Here is a 19,998-nt window from a genome sequence, read left to right on the forward strand (position 1 = left end):
CTTATACCGCGCCGAATCCGTGTTCGGCACGCCAGTCGTCCAAAGTCTTCACCAGCGCCGCGAGCTCGCCGCGCAGCTGTTCGGTGCCCTGGTCGAGCCCGGTCTTCCCGGGTCCGACCTCCGGCGTGAACGGCTCCCCGACGAGGATGTCCACACGCGGGCGCCAGCGCCGCCTGCCGCCGGCAGGCTTGAGCGTGCCCCGCGTCGCGACCGGGAGCACGGTCGCGCCGGAGGCCCGGACCAGCCAGGCCGCGCCGCGTTCGGCCGCGCCGACGTCGCCGGCACCGCGGGTGCCTTCGGGAAAGATCCCGACGACCCCGCCGTCCTTCAGCACGCCGACCGCGGTCATCAGCGGCTTGCGGTCGATCTCGCCGCGCTTGAGCGGGATCTGCCCGATCGCCAGCAGGAACTTCCCGACGATCCCGCCGAACATCTCGGCCTTGACCAGGAACGCCGAGCGGCGCGGCAGCATTCCGAAGATCAGCTGCGGCTCGATCATCGAACTGTGGTTGGCGATCACCAGCACCGGCCCGGTGGCGGGCATGCGCTCGCGGCCGTGCACGCGGACGCGGAAGGCCGACCGCAGATAGTACCGGGCGAAGACCCGCCCGGCGTCGTGGAGTGCGCCGACGGATCCCTCGGGGAGTCCGTCACCGCTCATCGAGCGACCTCGGCGCCGCAGCCCGCCAGCAGGCCGCGGTGGCTGGCCAGCTCGCTCAGCGCGACGATCACCTGGTCGATCGACAGCTCGGAGGTGTCGACGTGCACGGCGTCGTCGGCGGCGCGCAGCGGCGAAGCGGCGCGGGTCGAGTCCAGGTGGTCGCGGCGTTCGACGGACGCGAGCGCGTCGGCCACCGAGGACTTCCGCCCGGCGGCGGTGTCCTGGGTGCTGCGCCGCGACGCGCGGACGTCGGCGGAGGCGGTCAGGTACACCTTGAGCGGCGAGTCCGGCGCGACGACCGTGCCGATGTCCCGGCCTTCGACCACGATCCCGCCGCGGTGCGCCACGACGTCGTCGATGATCCGCCGCTGCCGCGCGACCAGCAGCTCGCGCACGTGCGGCACGGCCGAGACGGGCGAGACGGCCTTGGTGACCTCGGGCCCGCGGATGTCGGCGGCGACGTCCTCGCCGGCCAGCCGGATCTCGGGCTGGTCCGGGCTGGTGCCGATGCTGAACTCGGCCTGGTCGGCGACGGCCGCGACGGCCTGGGCGTCGGCCGGGTCGACCCCGGCGCGCAGCACGGCGAGGGTGACCATCCGGTACATGGCACCGGTGTCGAGGTAGCCCGCCCCGAGCCGGTCGGCGAGCTTGCGGGCGACGGTGGTCTTCCCGGTCCCCGACGGGCCGTCCAGCGCGACCACACCACGTAGGGCTCCCGTCACCGGCACTCTCCTCGCGTTCTCGTCTCGTCCTGGCCGGTGTCCATTCTGCCGGTCGGGGTGCGGGCGAGATCAGTCGGCCCGCGCCCCGAAGCGGGCGACCACCAAGGCGAGGCGCCCGGCCCGGTTCTCCGGCGACAGCCGACGGCCGCGATCCAGCGTCACGAGGCCGTGCAGGGTGCTCCAGAACACCTCGGTGAGGACGCCCGGGTCCTGCTTGCCCGCCACCGGCTCGATCACCGCCAGCAGCTCCGTGAAGTTCGCCTTCATCACCTCGGGGGTGTCGTCCTGGGCGAACCGCAGCTCGGACGCCAGCGTGAACATCGCGTCGTAGAGCGCGGGCTTGGCCTCGGCGAAGTCGACGTACGCCCGCGCGACGCCCTCGATGCCCGCGTCCCGTGCGGCGGCGAGCGCCACCGCCAGCTCCGCGAAGCCCTCCAGCGCGGCCGCCGTCATGATCGCGTCCTTGCCGCCCGGGAAATGGCTGTAGAGGACCGGCTGGCTGTACTCGATCAGCGCGGCGAGCCGCCGGGTGGTGACCGCGTCCCAGCCCTCCGCCTCGGCGAGTTCCCTGGCCGCGGCGACGATCCGCCGTCCCCGCTCGGTCCGGTCGCGTGCCCGGCGTTGTCGCTGCGTCATGAGTCACATGCTAGCACTGCTAGACAAACTAGCGTCGCTAGGTTAGCGTTGCTAGCAATCCTAGCGATGCTAGAAAACTGGAGGGAAACACCATGATCGTCACCGGCTACGTCCTCACCGCGATCGTCGCGCTCGGGATCATCTACATCGGCCTCAACTACCTCTTCGCGCCGCGGAAGATCGCCGTGGGCTTCGGCTTCAACGAGATTCCGGAGAACGCCGACACCTTCTTCAACGTCAAGGGCGGCCGCGACATCGGCGCCGGCCTGGTCCCGCTGGCCCTGCTGGTCTACGGCGACGCGCACGCGCTGGGCTGGGCCATGCTCGCCGCGGCGCTCTGGCCCGTCTTCGACATGCTGATCATCCTGCGCCACCGCGGGAAGAAGGCCGTCGCCTTCGGCGTCCACGGCTCGACCGCCGTCGTCATGCTCGTCGCGGCGCTGCTCCTGCTGCTCGGCTGAAACCCGCGAATCGGACACCTGGGTTACGGTGGTCGGGTGAACGTCGAAGTCACTCCCCTGCCCGGCATCGGGGTCCGCAAGGACTTCGCCACCCGTACCGGCCGCCGCATCGGCGTCGTCACCCAGCGGGACGGCCACATCGAGCTGATCGTGTCCAAATCGGACGATCCCGATGCCTGCCTCGCCTCGATCCCGCTGACCGCGGACGAGGCGGGCGCACTGGCCAACCTGCTCGGCGCGCCGCAGCTGGTCGCGCAGCTCACCGAGGAGCACCGCGACCTGCCGGGGATCAGCACGCGGCAGCTGCCGATCAAGCCGTCCGGCCCGTTCGACGGCCGGACGCTCGGCGACACCGGGATGCGCACCCGCACCGGCGTTTCGGTGGTGGCGGTGGCGCGGGCGGGGCAGGTGCACCCCTCGCCGACGCCGGACTTCACGTTCACCGGAGGCGACCTGCTGGTCGCGGTCGGCACGGGCGAAGGCCTGGAAGCCGCCGCCAAGATCCTCAAGTACGGCTGAGCCGCCCATGGACCACACCGCGCTGTCCCTGATCGAACTGGGGGCGGTCTTCTTCGGGCTGGGCGCCCTCGGGCGCCTGGCCGGGAAGATCGGCCTCTCCCCCATCCCCCTCTACCTGCTCGGCGGCCTCTGCTTCGGCTCGGGCGGGTTGATCCCGCTGACCGACATCGGCGGGTTCACCCACCTGGCAGGCGAAATCGGCGTCGTGCTCCTGCTGTTGCTGCTCGGCCTGGAGTACTCCGCGGCCGAGCTGTTCACCGGGATGCGCCGTTCGTGGACGGCGGGCCTGCTCGACATCGTCCTCAACGCGGCGCCCGGCGCGGCCGTCGCGCTGCTGCTGGGCTGGGGCCCGGTCGGCGCGATGGTGATGGCGGGCGTCACGTACATCTCGTCGTCCGGGATCGTCGCCAAGGTCCTCGGCGACCTCGGCAGGCTCGGCAACCGCGAGACGCCGGTGGTGCTGTCGATCCTCGTGTTCGAGGACCTGGCGATGGCGCTGTACCTGCCGATCCTCACGGCGGTGCTGGGCGGGGTCTCCCTGCTCGGCGGCCTGGAGGCGGTCGGCATCTCGCTGCTGGTGATCACCGTGGTGCTGGTGGTCGCGCTGAAGTTCGGCCGCTACGTCTCGGCGGCGGTCGACAGCCCGGACCGCGAGGTGTTCCTGCTCAAGGTCCTCGGCGCGGCCCTGCTGGTGGCCGGGTTCGCGTCGGCGATGCAGGTGTCGGCCGCGGTCGGCGCGTTCCTGCTCGGCATCGCGATCTCCGGCTCGACAGCGGAGAACGCAACGCGGCTGCTGGAGCCACTGCGCGACCTGTTCGCCGCGGTGTTCTTCGTGGTGTTCGGGCTCAACACGAACCCGGCGTCGATCCCGCCGGTGCTCGGCTGGGCGGTGGTCCTGGCGGTGGTGACGACGCTGACGAAGGTCGCCACCGGCTGGTGGGCGGCGAGGCGTCAGGGCATCGGCAAGATGGGCCGCGCCCGCGCCGGAGCGGCCCTGGTGGCCCGCGGCGAGTTCTCGATCGTGATCGCGGGCCTGGCGGTCTCGGCGGGCGCGGTCACCGGCGAGCTGGCGGCCCTGGCCACGGCGTACGTGCTCCTGATGGCGATCCTCGGCCCGACGGCGGCCCGCGTGGTGGAGCCGATCGCCCGAGCCCTGCAGCGCAAGGCAGCGGCGAAGACGGCACCGGCAGAGGCGAGCTGATGGACGACCAGGTGGCGGCGGCAATCGCGGCGGAACGTGAATCACTCCGCAACGACTGCCGCCGCGATGCGGCCCGCTTCGCACGGCTCATCGCGCCGGACTTCCACGAGTTCGGCACATCCGGCCGCGAGTTCGGTTACGAGGAGGCGCTGCGGATCGCGGCGTCGACGCCCGAAGCGGAGCAGGCGGAGGTGCAGGACATGCGCGGAATGCGCATCGCCGACGGAGTGGTGATGGTGAAGTACACGTCCGAGCGCGCGGGACGCCGTGCCCACCGAACGTCACTGTGGCGCCGCACCGAGGACGGGCACTGGCAGATGTTCCACCACCAGGGCACCCCGGCCGCGGATTAGCTCCAGCCCCGGCGCCGGCCAACCGCGGGTCAACACAAGTCCACCCGAGCCAAGCCAGGCCCCGGCCCACCGCTCCACCCGAACCAAGCGCCCCAAGGCGGCCTTCGGTGCGTTGGACGCACCGAAGGCCGCCTTTGGTGCGTTGAGCGCACCCAAGGCCACATTGGGGCGCACTGGCCGCCGGCTACCGCAGATCCGCCCGCGCCTCCGACGGCACGTGCGCTGCCCCGGGCGGGGCCGGGTGGGTCGTCGCCGCCGGTGGGATGCCTGCCAGCGGCACCGAGGCCGACGTCCGGGCCAGGTCCAGCGTGATCCGGCCCGGCTGGGCCGGGCCGCGGATGAAGCTCGCGTCCGTGCCGCCGATGATCAGCGCCAGCGCGTGTCCGCGCGGCACCACGTGGTCCGTCGATGCCAGCCGGAACGTCATCGTGTACGCCGTTCCCGGGGTCAGCGCCCGTTCCTGGGTCAGCGACGCGTAGTTCGCCAGGTCCGCCCAGCCGCGGCTGAGGATCGTGTAGCTGACCTTCTTCTGGTCCGCCGAAGTGATCCGGTAGCAGGCGTCGTCCCCCGGCGCCGACGCGCCCCAGCAGTTCTCCGCGGTTCCCGTCGTGATTCCCTCGCCGCCGCCGGCGAAGTTGCGGATCGTCGCCGGGCCGAGGTCGACCAGGAGCGCCGACACCCGTGCCGACGACGTGCTCGGCGTCGCCGTCACGGTCACCGTCGAGGTTCCCGAAACCTGCAGGTCCGCAGCGAGCGTTCCGGTCGAATACGTCAGCGCGGCGGTGCCCGGGTTGGTCACCCAGGTGTCCTCGCCCAGGCTCGGGTTGTCGGTGAACGACGCCGTCCCGGACGACGTCGCGGTGCCGAGCGTCCCCGCCGCCTGCGGGTGCAGCGTCGTCGCGACCGCGTTCGCCGCCGGGTACGCGCTCTGGTCGGCCCACTGGTCCGGCTGCCGCTCGATGCTGGCCGCCGGGCCGTTCTGGACGCCGTTGTCCAGCCCCAGCAGGTAGTGGTCGAACCACCGGTGCAGCAGGTCCACCCACGCCGCCCGCCGGTAGTCGAACGGGTCCACGTGCCCGGTCTGCGACAGCCAGATCTTCTTCTCGACGTTCAGCGCGCTCCACCACTGTCCGAAGTGGATGGTCTTGACGTTGAGGTCGTTGACGCCGTGGGACAGCAGCACGCTGGCCCGCACGTTGCCCGCGCGGGCGACGTAGTCGCGGTCCGCCCAGAGGGGCCCGTAGTCGCCGTTCGCGGTGGCGCCGGAAGCGAGAACCTGGTTCTGCGCCGAGCAGTTCTGGCCGCCGTTGCGGGACTCGACCGTGCGGGCGAGCCCGTCGGGGTTGAAGCCGAAGGTGGCGCCGTCGGAACGGTAGTAGTCGTACCAGGAGCTGATCGCCGAGATCGGCACGATCGTCTTCAGCCCCGCGACACCGGTCGCCGCGACGCCGTTGGCGATCGTGCCGTCGTAGGACTTCCCGATCATCCCGACGTTCCCGGTGCTCCAGCTCGCCGTCACCGCGCTGCCGCCGGTCTTGGCGCTGTAGCCGGTGGCGCGGCCGTTCAGCCAGTCGACGACCTTGCGCGCGGAACCGACGTCCGAGGCACCGCCGACGTCGGCGCAGCCGGCCGAGCGGTTCGTCCCAGCCAGGTCGACCAGCACGACGGCGTAGCCACGCGGCACGAAGTAGTTGTCGTAGAACAGCGGGAACTTCACCGGCTTACCGGCGCTGTCGTAGGACTTCAGCTCGCTCTCGTTGCCACGCCCGCAGCACGAGTAGTACGGGCTGGCGTCCATGATCACCGGAACCCGCGACGTCGCTTCGGACGGCCGCACGATGTCCGCGGCGACGCGGTCGGAGCGCCCGTCGCCGTCACCGTCGCGCCCGATGTCGACCCAGACGGTTTCGCGGATCGCCTTCGCGTAGTCGTAGACCGGTTCACTCGCCGCCGGAGCCGCGGCCGCCGGAGCCACCGCACCGGAGAAGAGCACCGCAAGGACCCCGCACATCACACCGAGTCGCATGGCACTCACGCTAGGACCGCGGAAATTTCCCCACCACGGCAGAAAGTCGGGCGTGCGGCGGGGATCGGCCTGTGGTGACCGTGCGTCAGAGTTCGACGGCCCGGTAGAGCGAGCCGACCTCGCCCTTGGTCAGCCGCCGGATCGAGCCGGACCGCTGGTTGCCGAGCTGGACGTCGCCGACCGCCGTGCGGACCAGCTTGAGCACCGGGTGGCCGGTGTCCTTGAGCAGGCGGCGCACGATGTGCTTGCGGCCCTCGTGGATCACCAGCTCCACCAGCGACTTGCCGGAGTGCATGTCCTTGACGCGGAACTGGTCGACCTTGACGATGCCGTCCGGCAGCTCCCAGCCCTTCCGCAGCTCCTTGCCGAGCCCGCGCGGGACCAGGCCGTCGACCTCGGCGAGGTAGGTCTTGAGCACCCGGTAGGAGGGGTGCATCAGCCGGTGGCCGAGGTCGCCGTCGTTGGTGAGCAGCAGCAGGCCCTCGGTGTTCTCGTCGAGCCGTCCGACGTGCACGACGCCGGGCGTCTCCTCGTAGCGGCCGCGCAGGTAGTCGCCGACGCAGGGGCGGCCGCGGTCGTCGGACATCGTCGAGTGCACGCCCTTGGGCTTGTTCAGGGCGAGGTAGATCAGGTCGTCGCGCAGGTTCACGCGGGTGCCGTCGACGTGGATGATCGCCTGGTCGGGGTCGACGCGGCGGCCCAGCTCGGTGACGACCTCGCCGTTCACCTCGACCCGGCCGGCGACGATCAGGTCCTCCGCCGCGCGCCGGGAGGCGACCCCGGCCTGCGACAGCACCTTCTGCAGCCGGACGCCGTCGGGGTGTTCACTGGATGTCATCGATGGTGTCCACTTCGGGTAGCAACGGAGCGATCGGCGGCAGGTCGTTCAGTGACGACAGCCCCAGTCGCTCCAGGAACAGCTCGGTCGTCACGTACAGCGTGCCGGTCGTCTCGGGATCGGTCCCCATCTCTTCGATGAGGCCGCGCGCGAGCAGCGTCCGGATCACGCCGTCCACGTTCACGCCGCGCACCGCGGCAACCCGAGCCCGGGTCACCGGCTGCCGGTACGCGATCACGGCGAGGCTCTCCAGCGCGGCCCTGGTCAGCTTCGACCGCTGGCCGTCCAGCAGGAGCTTCTCCACGAACGGGGCATAGACGTCCCTAGTGTAGAACCGCCACCCTTCCCCGACGCGCCGCAGGTCGATCCCGGAGGCACGCTCGGTGAACTTCTGCGCCATGGTCCGCAGCGCGACGACGATCCGCGACTTGGGCTGTTCGAGGGTCTCGGCGAGCAGTTCCTCACTGGCCGGCGAGTCGACGACGAGCAGAAGCGCCTCGAGCGCGGCTTCGAGTGCCTCGTCGGAGGTGACGTCGGGCAGCAGGCTGACGTCCCCGGTGGCCACGAGGTCGGACTCGGGATCGTCGGGACCGGGCTCCTCGCCGCCGTCACCTGAGGTCTCGGGCTCGGCAGGCGCGTCACTTTCACGTGAAAGTGGCGCCTCCGCCTCCACGGCCAAAGGCTCCCCGGATTCGGCCGCGCCGGTGGACTCGGCGGCTTCGGTCACCCCGGCAGCATCGGCAGAGCCCGTCGCTTCGCCGTCCCCGGCTTCGGCATCCTCGGCACGGCCTTCCCCAGCCGCCGCCTCGGGCTCGGCAGGCGCGTCACTTTCACGTGAAAGTGGCGCCTCCGCCTCCACGGCCAAAGGCTCCTCCGGCTCGCCGGAATCGGTGACCGGCTCGCCGGACAGTGCCTCGTCCAGTGCCAGTTCCGCCGCGGCTTCTTCCGGCTGGCCCGCCGGTGGTTCGGGCGGGGATACCGGCTCGTCGTTCTCGGGGCTCACCCGTACTCCTCTTCGTCCCCGGCGGCGCGGTCCAGCTCGGCCGCCGCGGAGGCTTCTTCCTTCGAGCCGCCCGTCCAGCGGACGTGCAGCTCCGCCAGCGCTTCGCTCTGCTCGAACTGGACCGTCGCCTCGCGGTACAGCTCCAGCAGTGCCAGGAAGCGGGCCACGATCTCGACCGTGTGCTCGCAGTCCTCGACCAGCTCGCCGAACGTTGCCTGGCCGCGTTCGGCCAGCAGTACGCGCAGCACCGCCGCGTGCTCGCGGACCGACACGCGGCCCATGTGGATGTGGGCGATCGACACCGTCGGGGGCGGCTTCGGCCGGAACACCGCCACCGCGATCTCGGCGAACTTCTCCGGCGTCACCCCGAGCATCACCTCGGGCAGCAGCCCGACGAACCGCTCCTCCAGCGCCACCGACCGCGGGTAGCGCCGCAGCGCGTTCTGCTCCAGCTCGCCGAACAGCGCCGCCACCTGCTTGTACGCCCGGTACTGCAGCACCCGCGCGAAGAGCAGGTCACGCGCTTCCAGCAGCGCCAGGTCGTCTTCACTCTCGACCTCGGCCGCGGGCAGCAGCCGCGCCGCCTTCAGGTCCAGCAGCGTGGCCGCGATGACCAGGAACTCCGTCGTCTCGTCGAGGTTCCAGTCGCTGCCCAGCGCCCGCGTGTACGCGATGAAGTCGTCGGTGACCTGGTGCAGCGCCACCTCGGTGACGTCGAGCTGGTGCTGCGAGATCAGCTGCAGCAGCAGGTCGAACGGCCCCTCGAAGTTGGCCAGCCGCACCTTGAACTTCGACGTGCTCAGCTCTTCGGTGTTGACGCCTTCGGGGATCATCCCGCCGTGCACCGTCTGGTGCTCTTCGGGGACCTGTTCCTCCGGAGCCGCTGGCGGCTCGTCCATCAGCCCTCGGTTTCGCCGCCGTCTGAGCCGACCACCCGCAGCCGCTGGACCAGCACCGAGTCCTCGCCGTGCTGGTCGAAGTCGGCCAGCAGCACCGCGACCGCCTCGCGGACCAGGCGGCCGCGGTCGACGACCAGCTCGTGCTTCGCGCGCAGCGTCAGCCGGGCCTGTTCCATGGCCAGCAGCTCGTCGCCGGAGACGTAGACGGTGATCTTCGCGTCGTGCTTGGTCCGGCCGGACCCGTGCGGGGCCGCGTCGCCGCTGCGGGCGAGCTGCTCCTTGCGGCCGGCGGGCTTGGCCTTGCCGTTTCCGGACGGCTCGGCGGGTGCCGGCGCGGCCGGGGGCGGGGAGGGGAGATCGAGGGCGGGATTCGAGGTGATGCGGAAGAGTTCCGACGCTCCCGGCAGGGACGCGCGCCTGCTCACCGAGCGATCACCTCGCGGGCCAGCTGGCGGTACGCCGCCGCGCCTGCCGACTTGGGCGCCCAGGTCGTGATCGGCTCACCCGCGACCGTCGTCTCGGGGAACCGCACGGTGCGGTTGATGACCGTGTCGAACACGGTCTCGCCGAATGCCTCCACCACGCGAGCCATGACCTCCTTCGAATGCAGGGTTCTCGGGTCGTACATGGTGGCGAGAATCCCGACTATGTCCAGTTTGGGGTTGAGGCGTTCCTGCACCTTCTCGATGGTGTCGATCAGGAGGGCGACGCCTCGCAGACTGAAGAACTCGCACTCCAGCGGGATGATCACGCCGTCCGCGGCGGTCAGCGCGTTCACCGTGAGCAGGCCGAGCGAGGGCTGGCAGTCGACAAGAACATAGTCGTAGTCGTTCATGAGCGGACGAAGGACCCGTAACAACGTGTGTTCGCGCCCTACCTCCGCGACGAGCTGGACCTCGGCGGCGGACAGGTCGATGTTGCTCGGCAGCAGGTCAACGCCTTCGACGCGGGTTTTCATCAGCACGTCGGTGGCGCTGACCGACCGCTCCATGATGGCGTTGTAGACCGTCTGGTCCAGTTCGTGCGGCTGGATGCCGAGACCGACGGCGAGCGCACCCTGCGGGTCGAAGTCGACCAGCAGCACCCGGCGCCCGTACTCGGCCAGCGCGGCACCCAGGTTGATGGTCGACGTCGTCTTGCCGACGCCGCCCTTCTGGTTGCACATCGCCATGATCTTGGCCGGGCCGTGCTTGTCCAGCGGCGGCGGCTCGGGGTGCTCGCGGATCGGCCTGCCGGTGGGCCCGATGCCCTCGAGCTTCACCTTCTTGCCGTTGCGTTCCGGCTGTTCGTCGCCGTCGTGGTCGATCGGTGTCGCGATGGTGACCTCGCTGAGGTTCGCCGCCGCCGACCCGGCGGACTCGGCCGGGGCGGCCGGCTGGTTCGGTGTCGACATGGCGAGAAGGCTCCTTGTTCGTCGCGTCCCGCCGCAGCCTATGTCCGGAGTCGGAGCCCCGGCAAAGCAACGCGCCGGACTCGACGGGGCAATGTCACTCGACCGTCGGTCCAGGTTGGGAAGGCCCTTCGCCGTTTCTAGTGCTTTCTAGCCCAGCGCCCGCGGGTGCGCCGTCGCGTACACCTCGCGCAGGGTGTTGACCGTGACCAGGGTGTACACCTGGGTCGTCGTCACCGAGGCGTGGCCGAGCAGTTCCTGCACGACGCGCACGTCGGCGCCGCCTTCGAGCAGGTGCGTGGCGAAGGAGTGGCGGAGGGTGTGCGGCGAGACCGCGGCGCTGATGCCCGCGCGCTCGGCGGTGTCCTTGAGCACCTGCCACGCGCTCTGCCGGGACAGCCTGCTGCCGCGGGCGTTGAGGAACAGCGCCGCGGTGCCGCGGCCGTGCGCGGCGAGCGCCGGGCGCGCGCGGACGGTGTAGGCGTGCAGGGCGGCCAGCGCCGGACGGCCGATCGGCACGATCCGCTGCTTGCCGCCCTTGCCGTCGAGCAGGACGGTGCGTTCGGTGTCGTCGACGTCGTCGACGTCCAGGCCGACCGCCTCGGAGATCCGCGCCCCGGTGGAGTAGAGCAGCTCCAGCAGCGCCCGGTCGCGCAGCGCGCGCTCGCCGTCCGGCGGCGGGGTCTCCAGCAGCCGCAGCACGTCGTCGACCGGCAACGCCTTGGGCAGCCGTTTCGCCGGCGTCGGCGGCCGGACCTCGCGGGCCGGGTTGTGCTCGGTGAGGCCCTCGGCGTGGGCGAACTTGTGCAGGCCCCGCACGGCGACCAGCGCCCGTGCGGCCGACGACGCGGCCAGCGGCTGGTGCTCGTCGTCGCCTTCGCGCAGGGCGGCCCCGAAGGACGTGACGTGCGACGGCGTGACGTCGGCGATCTTCGCGACGCCCGCGCCGTCGAGGTGCGCGGCGTACCGGCGCAGGTCGCGGGCGTAGCTGACCAGGGTGTTGCGCGCGGTCCCGCGTTCGACGACCAGGTGGTCGAGATACGCGGCGATCACGTCGGCCGTGCTGCCCGCTGCCACGCGGCTACCTTAGGCCGCCCGGGGCTCGCGACCCGGCAGAAACCCCGTTCCCCGCCGGCCCGAAGTCCGTGAAGGCCACCTCGAGGAACTTGAACTTCCTCGGGGTGGCCTTCACGCGGGCTCAGGACTCGCGGCGCTTGGCGAACGCCGTCGGGCGGTCCTCCCATGGCGCGTCCGCCGGACGCGGGGAGGCCGCGCCGGTGACCACCGCGTGCGCGGCCAGCACGCCGGACACCGTGGCGCCGTTGACCAGCTCGCCCGCCAGTGCCATCCGGACCGCCTCGGCGAGCGGGAACTTGCGGATGACCAGGTCCGCCTCCTCCTCGCCGAGCACGTCGCGGTCCACTTCGGACAGCCCGCGGGCCAGGAAGACCCGGACCACCTCGTCGGTGAAGCCGGGCGAGGCCGCGACGTCGACCAGGGTCGACCACTCCGTGGCCGCCAGCCCGACCTCCTCGACCAGCTCCCGGCGGGCCGTGCCCAGCGGGTCCTCGCCGAGGTGGTCGATCAAGCCGGCGGGCAGCTCCCACAGCCGGTGCCCGACCGGGTGCCGGTACTGGTGGATCAGCGTGACCTGGTCGTCCTCGTCCAGCGCGGCGATCGCGACCGCGCCGAGGTGCTCGATCACCTCGCGGGTCGCGGTGTTGCCGTCCGGCATGACGACCTCGTCGATCCGCAGGCCGACGACGCGTCCGATGTGGACGTCCCGGCTGGACGCGACGGTGAACTCGTGCTCGCCCGGCGCGGTCACCGGGCCGCCACCGGCGCCTCGGGCAGCTCGACCGGCAGCCGCTCGGCGACCTTGCGGTCCACGACGGCCTTGACGAACGCGCTGAACAGCGGGTGCGGCCGGGTCGGGCGGCTCTTCAGCTCGGGGTGCGCCTGGGTGCCGACGAAGAACGGGTGCTTGTCGGCGGGCAGCTCGACGAACTCGACCAGGTGGTCGTCCGGCGAGGTGCCGGAGAACACCAGGCCCGCGTCCGAGAGCTGCTTGCGGTAGGCGTTGTTGACCTCGTAGCGGTGCCGGTGCCGCTCGGACACCTCGGTGGTCCCGTAGGCCTTCGCGACCTGCGAACCCGGCTTGAGCTTCGCCGGGTACGCGCCGAGGCGCATCGTGCCGCCCATGTCCCGCTCCCCCGCGACGACGTCGCGCTGGTCGGCCATGGTCGAGATGACCGGGTGCTTGGTGTTCTCGTCGAACTCCGACGACCCGGCGTCCTTGATGCCCGCCAGGTGCCGCGCCGCCTCGATGACCATGCACTGCAAGCCGAGGCACAGCCCGAGCAGCGGCACCCCGCGGGTGCGCGCGTACTCGATCGCGCCGACCTTGCCCTCGATGCCGCGGATGCCGAACCCGCCAGGGATCAGCACACCGTCCACATCGGACAACACGGACGCGGCGCCGGACGCGGTCTGCGCGTCGTCGGAGGCGACCCAGACGATCTCGACCTTGGCGCGGTGGGCGAACCCGCCCGCACGCAGGGCCTCGGTCACCGAGAGGTAGGCGTCCGGCAGGTCGATGTACTTGCCGACGACCGCGATCTTCACCGTCTCGCTCGGGTTGTGCACCCGGTCGAGCAGGTCGCCCCACACCGTCCAGTCGACGTCGCGGAACGGCAGGCCGAGGCGGCGGACGACGTAGGCGTCGAGCGCCTCGCCGTGCAGCACCTTCGGGATGTCGTAGATGGACCGCGCGTCCGGGCAGGCGATGACGGCCTCGGTGTCGACGTCGCACATCAGGCCGATCTTGCGCTTGAGGTCCTCGGGGATCTCCCGGTCGGCCCGGCAGACCAGCGCGTCGGGCTGGATGCCGATGTTGCGCAGTGCGGCGACCGAGTGCTGGGTCGGCTTGGTCTTCAGCTCGCCCGACGGCGCCAGGTACGGCACCAGCGAGACGTGCAGGAAGAAGCAGTGGTCGCGGCCGACGTCGTGGCGGACCTGGCGGCAGGCCTCCAGGAACGGCAGGGACTCGATGTCGCCGACCGTGCCGCCGACCTCGGTGATGACGACGTCCGGCGTCTGGCCGGTCTCGTCGGGCCCGGCGGCGGCGGTGATCCGTGCCTTGATCTCGTCGGTGATGTGCGGGATGACCTGCACGGTGTCGCCGAGATACTCGCCGCGGCGCTCCTTGGCGATCACCTCGGAGTAGACCTGGCCGGTGGTGACGTTGGCCTTGCCGTCGAGGTCGCGGTCGAGGAAGCGCTCGTAGTGCCCGATGTCGAGGTCGGTCTCGGCACCGTCGTCGGTGACGAACACCTCACCGTGCTGGAACGGGTTCATCGTCCCGGGGTCGACGTTGAGATAGGGGTCGAGCTTCTGCATCGTGACGCGAAGCCCGCGCGCGGTAAGGAGCTGACCCAGGCTGGAAGCCGTGAGTCCCTTACCCAGAGAGGAGGCGACGCCTCCGGTGACAAAGACGTACTTGGTAGCCCGTGACTGAAGTCCCACGGGCCGCCAGCATATCCCACGGCTGCGGATCCGCGCGCTGTGACATGCCCCGGCCGCCGGTTATGACCGAGGCCACCCGTGCGGGTGAGGTCAGGCCGCGGCCTTCAGCCGGGGACGTCCGGTGAGCGCCCGGCTGCCCGGCAGCCGCCGGAGGATCTCCACGATCAGGATCGTCAGGACGATCGTCGCGACGTAGATGATCACGCTGAGCCACGGCGCGCCGAAGTGTTCCGCCACGACCGGGATCAGCGGGCCGAGCAGGGCCAGCGCCAGCGGGTGGACGAGGAAGATGCTGAACGACCGGTTCGCCGCCCACGACACCACCCGCGCGCCGCGGCTGCCCTCGCGGCGGCGCGCGGCCCACCACGTCGTGAACGCGTAGATCGCCGCGATCACGGTGAGGAACCACGGGATCAGGTACGGCTGGAACGGGTCGCTGGCCACCTGCGGGAACGTTCCTTTGTGGACGGTACGGAGGTAGTACCACTCCGTCCCCGCCAGCACCGCGACGAGCGCGCCGCCGAGCAGCAGCCGGTGGCGGCCCGCCCAGGCGTGCACCGCCTCGAAGTGCATGGCCACCACGGCACCGAACAGTGTGTAGAACTGGTACGGCACGATCGTGGCGTACAGGTGGGTGATGGTCTCGTAGCTGACGCCGAACGGCTGGTACGTCATGAAGAACGTCACGCCGACCTGCACCGCGCCACTGCCGAGCAGCAGCCATCTGTGCTTGCCCTCGGTCGCCCGCAGGAGCTTGATCAGCCACGGGAACAGCAGGTAGACCTGCATCGTCACGAGCAGGAAGTACAGGTGGTACCAGGCGCCGCCGGTGACGAGATCCTTCAGCAGCAGGCGCATCGACGCCTCCAGCGAGCCCGGCTGCTGCTCGCCGGTCACCAGCGCGAACGCCCAGAAGAACATCGACCACGCCAGGTACGGCGTCGCGACCAGCGGCAGCCGCCGTCGCCAGAAGTCCGCGGCGGTGAACTCGCGGCGGCGGTTCTGGAACACCAGCACGAAGCCGGTCAGCGCGAAGAACGCCTCACGCGTGAAGTGCAGCGGCGTCTCGACGGCGTTGGCGCCCACGTCCTGCGCGTAGTTCGTCGCGCCCACCACGTGGATGAGGATGACGCAGGCGAACGTGACCAACCGGAACAGGTCGATCTGGTGCAGGTAGGGCGCTTTGCCGCCCGGTCTCGTGCGGCGGGCGGGTGCTTCGAGTGTGGCCTGGGCGGTCGTCATCGTGCCACCGGTCCGGCACCGTCGTCGGCGTGGTTCACGTTGTCAGACTTGCCACCCATTCTGTGAATTTCCCATGAAGCCACTGGGAAGCGCCTGTTGGCGGAGCTCATGGGGCGTGTCGGATATGCCACTTTTGCTCGGAGAGCGGGGTTTCCGTGATCATGGTAGTGCGGTGCGTGACGGTCCACCACACGGGCGTCCGTGTGGCGGACCGTCCGCCTGGCGTCAGAAGGCGGTGCCGCCGTTCGGCGTACCGAGGCCCGTCGGGCCGTCGTAGCCGGTCACGGCGGTGCAGAGGTAGCTGCCGCCGCACGAGCCGTTGCTGCCGCCACTCACGTCGTACAGCGAAGATGTGTGCGAGTACACAGTGTTCGCGCCCGTGACGCCGGTGACACCGCCGAGCGCGTAGACGCTGCCGACGACCGGAGCCGCGACGCTGGTGCCGCCGAACACCATCCAGCCCGAGCGGCCCTGGTAGGCGGTGCTGTCGTAGACGGCGACGCCGGTGGCCGGGTCGGCGACCGCGCTGACGTCGGCGACCGTGCGCCTGCCGCAGCCGCTGTCGGTCTGCCACGACGGCTTGGTGATGTAGGCCGAGCAGCCGCTGCCCGCGCCGCTCCACGCCGTCTCGCTCCAGCCGCGGGTGTTCGACGCCTTCTTCAGGCTGGTGCCGCCGACCGCAGTCACGTAGCGCGACGCGGCCGGGAACTCGACGCCGTAGCCGGAGTCGCCGGAGCTGACCGTGATCGCGACGCCCGGGTGGTTGAAGTACTGGCCCTCGGCGCTCGCTTCGCTGGAGAACTCGCTGCCGCCGTAGCTGTTGCTGACCACCTCGGCACCCAGGTTCACGGCCGTGTTCACCGCCGTGCCGAGGTCGGTGAAGCTCGCCGAGGACGCCTCGACCAGCAGGATGTTGCACTTCGGGCAGATCGCCGACGCCATGTCGACGTCGAGCGAGATCTCCTGGGCCCAGCCGCCGTCCTTGCGCGGGTAGGTGGTCCCGCCGGTCTGGTTGGACTTGGCGAAGCACGGGGTGGTGCTGGCGTTGACCGACGACGGCGTGCAGGACGCGAGTGCCGGGATGCCGTACTGCGCGCGGTAGACGTTGACGTCGGAGAAAGCGGTCGGGGCGTCGTAGGCGTCGACGATGGCGATCGTGCGGCCGGCCCCGGCGCTGCCCGCGAGCGAGCCGAGGTTGTACGCCGACAGCAGGTCGGCCGGGCCGAGCCCGGACGGCGCGGCGGCGAAGGTCGTGTCGGTGTCGATCCAGGCGTTGCACGCGGCGAAGCCGGCCGGCGCGGCCGAGCAGACGCGCTGGGCGTGGCCGTGCGGCGCCGGGGCCGCGTCGGCGATGCCGGCGGTGGTGAGGGCGAGGGTGAAGGCTGCGGCGAATACTGTCGCTCTACGCACAGTGAACCTCCGGGAAGGTGGGGACCCGGTCGGCGGGACCGGTGAGCGAAGACCGTAAGCAGCCGTTCGGCCGCGTGACACAGACCAAAGTCGTGTCACCGCTGGTGCCAATGGCTGAAAAACCGGGCGCCCCCGCGCAATCTTCGCCAAACCGGGCAGGCCTCAGCCCGCGGGCCGCTCCCCGGGTTCTTCGCCGAAGAGGGAACGCAGCGTCACTTCGCGGTTCACCCGCACGTGCTCCACGGCGGACGCCTTCGCGCGCTCGGCGTCCCCGGAAACTATCGCCTCGTAGAGCCGGCGATGCTCGTCGAGCAGGTCGGCCCAGTGCTCGTTCTGGCTCGTGAGCCAGCGGAGCCTGCCCTCCAGCGGCTGCAGCATCGTGCTGAGCAGCGCGTTGCCCGCGATGGCGACGATCTCGTCGTGGAAGCGCGAGTTGAGCACCGGGATCCGGGCCGCGTCACCGCGGGCGGTCGCGCGGGCGGCGTCGGCGAGGACGCGTTCGAGCCGCTTCCGTTCCGCCGCGCCGGCCCGCGCCGCGGCGAGCCCGGCGGCGAGTCCTTCGAGCGCCTCCCGGACGTCGAACAGCTCCTCGACGTCGACGCGCGCGAGCTGCCGGACGACGACCCGGCGCGGCGACTGGACGACGAGGAAGCCCTCGGCCTCCAGGCTGCGGATGGCCTCGCGGACCGGGACGCGCGAGACGCCGAGGTCCTCGGCCAGCTCGCGCTCGACCAGCCGGTCGCCCGGGCGCAGGCGTCCGGTCAGGATCCGTTCGCGCAGCTCCTCGCGGACCCGCTGCCGCGTGGCCGCGAGGGGTTGCCGCTCGTTCACCGCGCCCCCTCCCTCAACACCGGCGTAACCGGCCGTAACACGAGTTTATCGGCGGAAGGGTTGACTCGCGTGGACGCCGGGGCGATATTTGGGATTCCAAAGTTTGGTATCCCAAATCGCCGTCGTCGCACGTCGATCGGAGGGCTTGCATGACCGCCGCCCCGCTCACGGAACCCCACCAAGACACAACTCCGCCACCCGACCCCCGGCTGTGGAACGAGGACCTCGCCCCCGCGAAGGAACGCCGGTGGAAGGTCTACGACATCTTCGCGCTGTGGATGTCCGACGTGCACAACCTCGGCAACTACACCTTCGCGGCCGGGCTGTTCGTGCTCGGCCTGTCCGCCTGGCAGGTGTTCACCGCCCTGCTGTTCGGGTTCATCATCATCTACTTCGGGATGAACCTGATGGGCCGGATCGGCCAGCGCACCGGCGTGCCCTTCCCGGTCGTGGCGCGGATCAGCTTCGGCACGTTCGGCGCCAACCTGCCCGCGCTGATCCGCGCCATCATCGCGATCTTCTGGTACGGCATCCAGACCTACCTCGCGAGCGTGGCCATCACGCTGCTCGTGCTCGCCATCGACCCCGGCCTGAAACCGTTGACCGAGCACGGTTTCCTCGGCCTGCACGCGCTCGGCTGGATCTGTTTCGTCGCGCTGTGGGCGGTCCAGGCGCTGATCCTGACCCGCGGCATGGAGTCCGTGCGCAAGTTCCAGGACTGGTGCGGGCCGGCGATCTGGGTCGTGATGATCGCGCTCGCCGTGTGGATTCTCGCCGCCGGGCACTGGAACATCTCCTTCACCAGCAGCCCGAAACAGCTTTCGACCGGCGAGCAGATCCGGCAGTGGTTCGGCGCGGCCGGGCTCATCCTGGCCACCTACGGCACGCTCATGCTGAACTTCTGCGACTTCTCCCGCTTCGCGCCGGACCAGAAGACGGTCAAGCGCGGCAACTTCTGGGGCCTGCCGATCAACTCGACGGCGTTCGCGCTGCTGTCGGTGATCGTCACCGCGGGCAGCATGCAGGTGTTCGGCGAGGCCATCACCGACCCGGCCGAGCTGCTGGCGAAGGTGCACAACACGCCGGTGCTCATCGTCGGCGCGCTGACCTTCGCCGTCGCCACCATGGGCGTCAACATCGTCGCGAACTTCGTCTCCCCCGCCTACGACCTGGCCAACATCTGGCCGAAGCGGATCACGTTCACCATCGGCGGGATGATCAGCGCGGTCGCCGCGCTGTGCGTGCTGCCGTGGAAGCTGTACTCCTCCCCGGCAGTGGTCAACTACTTCCTCGGCGGGCTCGGCGCGTTCCTCGGCCCGCTGTTCGGGATCATGATCGTGGACTACTACCTGATCCGCCGCGGCAAGGTCGACGTCGCCCAGCTGTTCGTCGACGGCGGCGCGTACCCCCGGGTGAACCCGCGGGCGCTGGTGACGTTCTTCCCGACGGCCGCGTTGTCCGCAGTCATCGCACTGGTGCCGTTCTTCGGCCCCGCGGCGCCGTACTCATGGTTCATCGGCACGGCGTCGTCGGCACTCGTGTACTACGCGGTTTCGAGGAAGCATCGATGAGGATCGTCGTCACCAACTGCAACACCACCGAGGCGATGACGAAGGAGATCGAAGCCGGTGCCCGGGCCGCGGCGAGCCCGGGCACCGAGATCCTCGCCCGGACACCGCGGTGGGGTCCGGAGTCGGCCGAGGGCTGGCTCGACAGCTTCCTGTCCGCGGCCGCGGTGCTGGACCTGTTGCGGGGCCTGGATGAACCGTTCGACGCGGTGGTGCTCGCCGGCTTCGGCGAGCACGGCCGCGAGGGTGCCCGCGAGCTGCTGGACGTCCCGGTCGTCGACATCACCGAAGCGGCCGCGCACCTGGCCTGCCTGCTCGGCCGCCGCTACGGTGTGGTGACCACTTTGGACCGCACGTGCGGCCTGATCGAGGACAGCCTGCACGCGGCGGGCGTCGCACAGAACTGCGTCACGGTCACCGGCGCGGGGCTCGGCGTGCTGGAGCTGACCGACGAACGCCGCACGGAGTCGGCGTTGCTCACCGCCGGACGCCGCGCGCGCGACGCCGGAGCCGAGGTCCTCGTCCTCGGCTGCGCGGGAATGACCGGGCTGGACCGCAAGATCGCGACGATGCTGGACATCCCGGTGATCGACGGCGTCGCGGCCGCGGTCCGCCTCGCCGAATCCCTCGTTGCCCTGGGCTTGAACACGAGCCGCGCGGGTTCGTACGCCCGGCCGTTGGACAAGCGCCGCACCTGGCCGTCGTGAGCTGAA

Annotated in this window: 21 protein-coding genes; 6 read left to right on the plus strand and 15 right to left on the minus strand. The window is 70.8% G+C overall.

What is annotated here, in order from left to right; all coding sequences use genetic code 11:
* Position 1 precedes the first annotated feature (1 nt).
* The 3 genes from ABJI51_RS38600 to ABJI51_RS38610 form a co-directional block, all read right to left on the minus strand.
* Entirely contained in the window at positions 2 to 661 is a 660-nt protein-coding gene (locus tag ABJI51_RS38600) for a lysophospholipid acyltransferase family protein (protein ID WP_348956108.1), read from the minus strand.
* Positions 658 to 1,362: a (d)CMP kinase gene (gene cmk, locus ABJI51_RS38605; RefSeq protein WP_348956138.1), complete on the minus strand. Its 705-nt coding sequence runs from the start codon at positions 1,360 to 1,362 to the stop codon at positions 658 to 660. Before cmk ends, ABJI51_RS38600 begins: the two co-directional genes overlap by 4 nt.
* Positions 1,363 to 1,452: 90 nt before the next feature.
* Positions 1,453 to 2,019, minus strand: a complete 567-nt coding sequence (locus ABJI51_RS38610; protein ID WP_348956109.1) for a TetR/AcrR family transcriptional regulator — start codon at positions 2,017 to 2,019, stop codon at positions 1,453 to 1,455.
* Between the two features lie 92 nt (positions 2,020 to 2,111).
* Here ABJI51_RS38610 and ABJI51_RS38615 point away from each other — a divergent pair, with 92 nt between their 5' ends.
* Genes ABJI51_RS38615 through ABJI51_RS38630 form a run of 4 tightly spaced genes read left to right on the plus strand, consistent with a single transcriptional unit; the run spans position 2,112 to position 4,553 of the window.
* Positions 2,112 to 2,480, plus strand: coding sequence for a DUF4267 domain-containing protein (locus tag ABJI51_RS38615; protein ID WP_348956110.1), 369 nt, complete (start codon positions 2,112 to 2,114; stop codon positions 2,478 to 2,480).
* Between the two features lie 36 nt (positions 2,481 to 2,516).
* Positions 2,517 to 2,999 (plus strand): cation:proton antiporter regulatory subunit, encoded by a 483-nt coding sequence (locus ABJI51_RS38620; RefSeq protein ID WP_348956111.1) that lies wholly within the window; start codon positions 2,517 to 2,519, stop codon positions 2,997 to 2,999.
* Between the two features lie 7 nt (positions 3,000 to 3,006).
* On the plus strand, positions 3,007 to 4,200 hold the full coding sequence (locus ABJI51_RS38625; protein ID WP_348956112.1) for a cation:proton antiporter: 1,194 nt from the start codon (positions 3,007 to 3,009) through the stop codon (positions 4,198 to 4,200).
* Positions 4,200 to 4,553 carry a nuclear transport factor 2 family protein gene (locus ABJI51_RS38630; RefSeq protein WP_348956113.1) on the plus strand — a complete coding sequence of 118 codons (354 nt, stop codon included), beginning with the start codon at positions 4,200 to 4,202 and terminating at the stop codon, positions 4,551 to 4,553. The genes ABJI51_RS38625 and ABJI51_RS38630 overlap by 1 nt, the downstream gene beginning before the upstream one ends.
* A 184-nt stretch (positions 4,554 to 4,737) precedes the next feature.
* Here the strand turns inward: ABJI51_RS38630 and ABJI51_RS38635 are convergent, their stop codons facing one another.
* The 12 genes from ABJI51_RS38635 to ABJI51_RS38690 form a co-directional block, all read right to left on the minus strand.
* Entirely contained in the window at positions 4,738 to 6,579 is a 1,842-nt protein-coding gene (locus ABJI51_RS38635) for a Xaa-Pro dipeptidyl-peptidase (protein WP_348956114.1), read from the minus strand.
* An 85-nt stretch (positions 6,580 to 6,664) separates the two neighbouring features.
* Complete coding sequence (locus tag ABJI51_RS38640) at positions 6,665 to 7,417, minus strand: pseudouridine synthase (RefSeq protein WP_348956115.1); 753 nt, start codon at positions 7,415 to 7,417, stop codon at positions 6,665 to 6,667.
* The gene (gene scpB, locus ABJI51_RS38645; protein ID WP_348956116.1) at positions 7,404 to 8,420 is read right to left on the minus strand and encodes an SMC-Scp complex subunit ScpB; all 1,017 of its coding nucleotides are present in this window, start codon (positions 8,418 to 8,420) and stop codon (positions 7,404 to 7,406) included. The genes ABJI51_RS38640 and scpB overlap by 14 nt, the downstream gene beginning before the upstream one ends.
* On the minus strand, positions 8,417 to 9,319 hold the full coding sequence (locus tag ABJI51_RS38650; RefSeq protein ID WP_348956117.1) for a segregation and condensation protein A: 903 nt from the start codon (positions 9,317 to 9,319) through the stop codon (positions 8,417 to 8,419). Before ABJI51_RS38650 ends, scpB begins: the two co-directional genes overlap by 4 nt.
* Positions 9,319 to 9,744 (minus strand): cobyrinic acid a,c-diamide synthase, encoded by a 426-nt coding sequence (locus ABJI51_RS38655; protein ID WP_348956118.1) that lies wholly within the window; start codon positions 9,742 to 9,744, stop codon positions 9,319 to 9,321. Before ABJI51_RS38655 ends, ABJI51_RS38650 begins: the two co-directional genes overlap by 1 nt.
* Entirely contained in the window at positions 9,741 to 10,712 is a 972-nt protein-coding gene (locus ABJI51_RS38660) for a ParA family protein (protein WP_348956119.1), read from the minus strand. The genes ABJI51_RS38655 and ABJI51_RS38660 overlap by 4 nt, the downstream gene beginning before the upstream one ends.
* 147 nt (positions 10,713 to 10,859) lie before the next feature.
* Complete coding sequence (gene xerD / locus ABJI51_RS38665; RefSeq protein WP_348956139.1) at positions 10,860 to 11,762, minus strand: site-specific tyrosine recombinase XerD; 903 nt, start codon at positions 11,760 to 11,762, stop codon at positions 10,860 to 10,862.
* 145 nt (positions 11,763 to 11,907) lie between these two features.
* On the minus strand, positions 11,908 to 12,537 hold the full coding sequence (locus ABJI51_RS38670; RefSeq protein ID WP_348956120.1) for an NUDIX domain-containing protein: 630 nt from the start codon (positions 12,535 to 12,537) through the stop codon (positions 11,908 to 11,910).
* Positions 12,534 to 14,234 (minus strand): CTP synthase, encoded by a 1,701-nt coding sequence (pyrG, locus tag ABJI51_RS38675; RefSeq protein WP_348956121.1) that lies wholly within the window; start codon positions 14,232 to 14,234, stop codon positions 12,534 to 12,536. Before pyrG ends, ABJI51_RS38670 begins: the two co-directional genes overlap by 4 nt.
* A gap of 90 nt (positions 14,235 to 14,324) precedes the next feature.
* Entirely contained in the window at positions 14,325 to 15,476 is a 1,152-nt protein-coding gene (locus tag ABJI51_RS38680) for an acyltransferase (RefSeq protein WP_348956122.1), read from the minus strand.
* A gap of 225 nt (positions 15,477 to 15,701) precedes the next feature.
* Positions 15,702 to 16,886: a S53 family peptidase gene (locus ABJI51_RS38685; protein WP_348956123.1), complete on the minus strand. Its 1,185-nt coding sequence runs from the start codon at positions 16,884 to 16,886 to the stop codon at positions 15,702 to 15,704.
* 162 nt (positions 16,887 to 17,048) lie between these two features.
* Positions 17,049 to 17,717: a GntR family transcriptional regulator gene (locus ABJI51_RS38690; protein WP_348956124.1), complete on the minus strand. Its 669-nt coding sequence runs from the start codon at positions 17,715 to 17,717 to the stop codon at positions 17,049 to 17,051.
* A 149-nt stretch (positions 17,718 to 17,866) separates the two neighbouring features.
* Between ABJI51_RS38690 and ABJI51_RS38695 the strand changes: the two genes are divergently transcribed.
* Both ABJI51_RS38695 and ABJI51_RS38700 read left to right on the plus strand, forming a co-directional pair.
* On the plus strand, positions 17,867 to 19,288 hold the full coding sequence (locus ABJI51_RS38695; RefSeq protein WP_348956125.1) for an NCS1 family nucleobase:cation symporter-1: 1,422 nt from the start codon (positions 17,867 to 17,869) through the stop codon (positions 19,286 to 19,288).
* A complete protein-coding gene (locus ABJI51_RS38700) occupies positions 19,285 to 19,992 on the plus strand; it encodes an aspartate/glutamate racemase family protein (RefSeq protein WP_348956126.1) in 708 nt (235 codons plus the stop codon). The genes ABJI51_RS38695 and ABJI51_RS38700 overlap by 4 nt, the downstream gene beginning before the upstream one ends.
* Positions 19,993 to 19,998 lie beyond the last annotated feature (6 nt).

Source organism: Amycolatopsis melonis, assembly GCF_040064235.1.
In the GTDB taxonomy this organism is placed as follows: Bacteria; Actinomycetota; Actinomycetes; order Mycobacteriales; family Pseudonocardiaceae; genus Amycolatopsis; species Amycolatopsis melonis.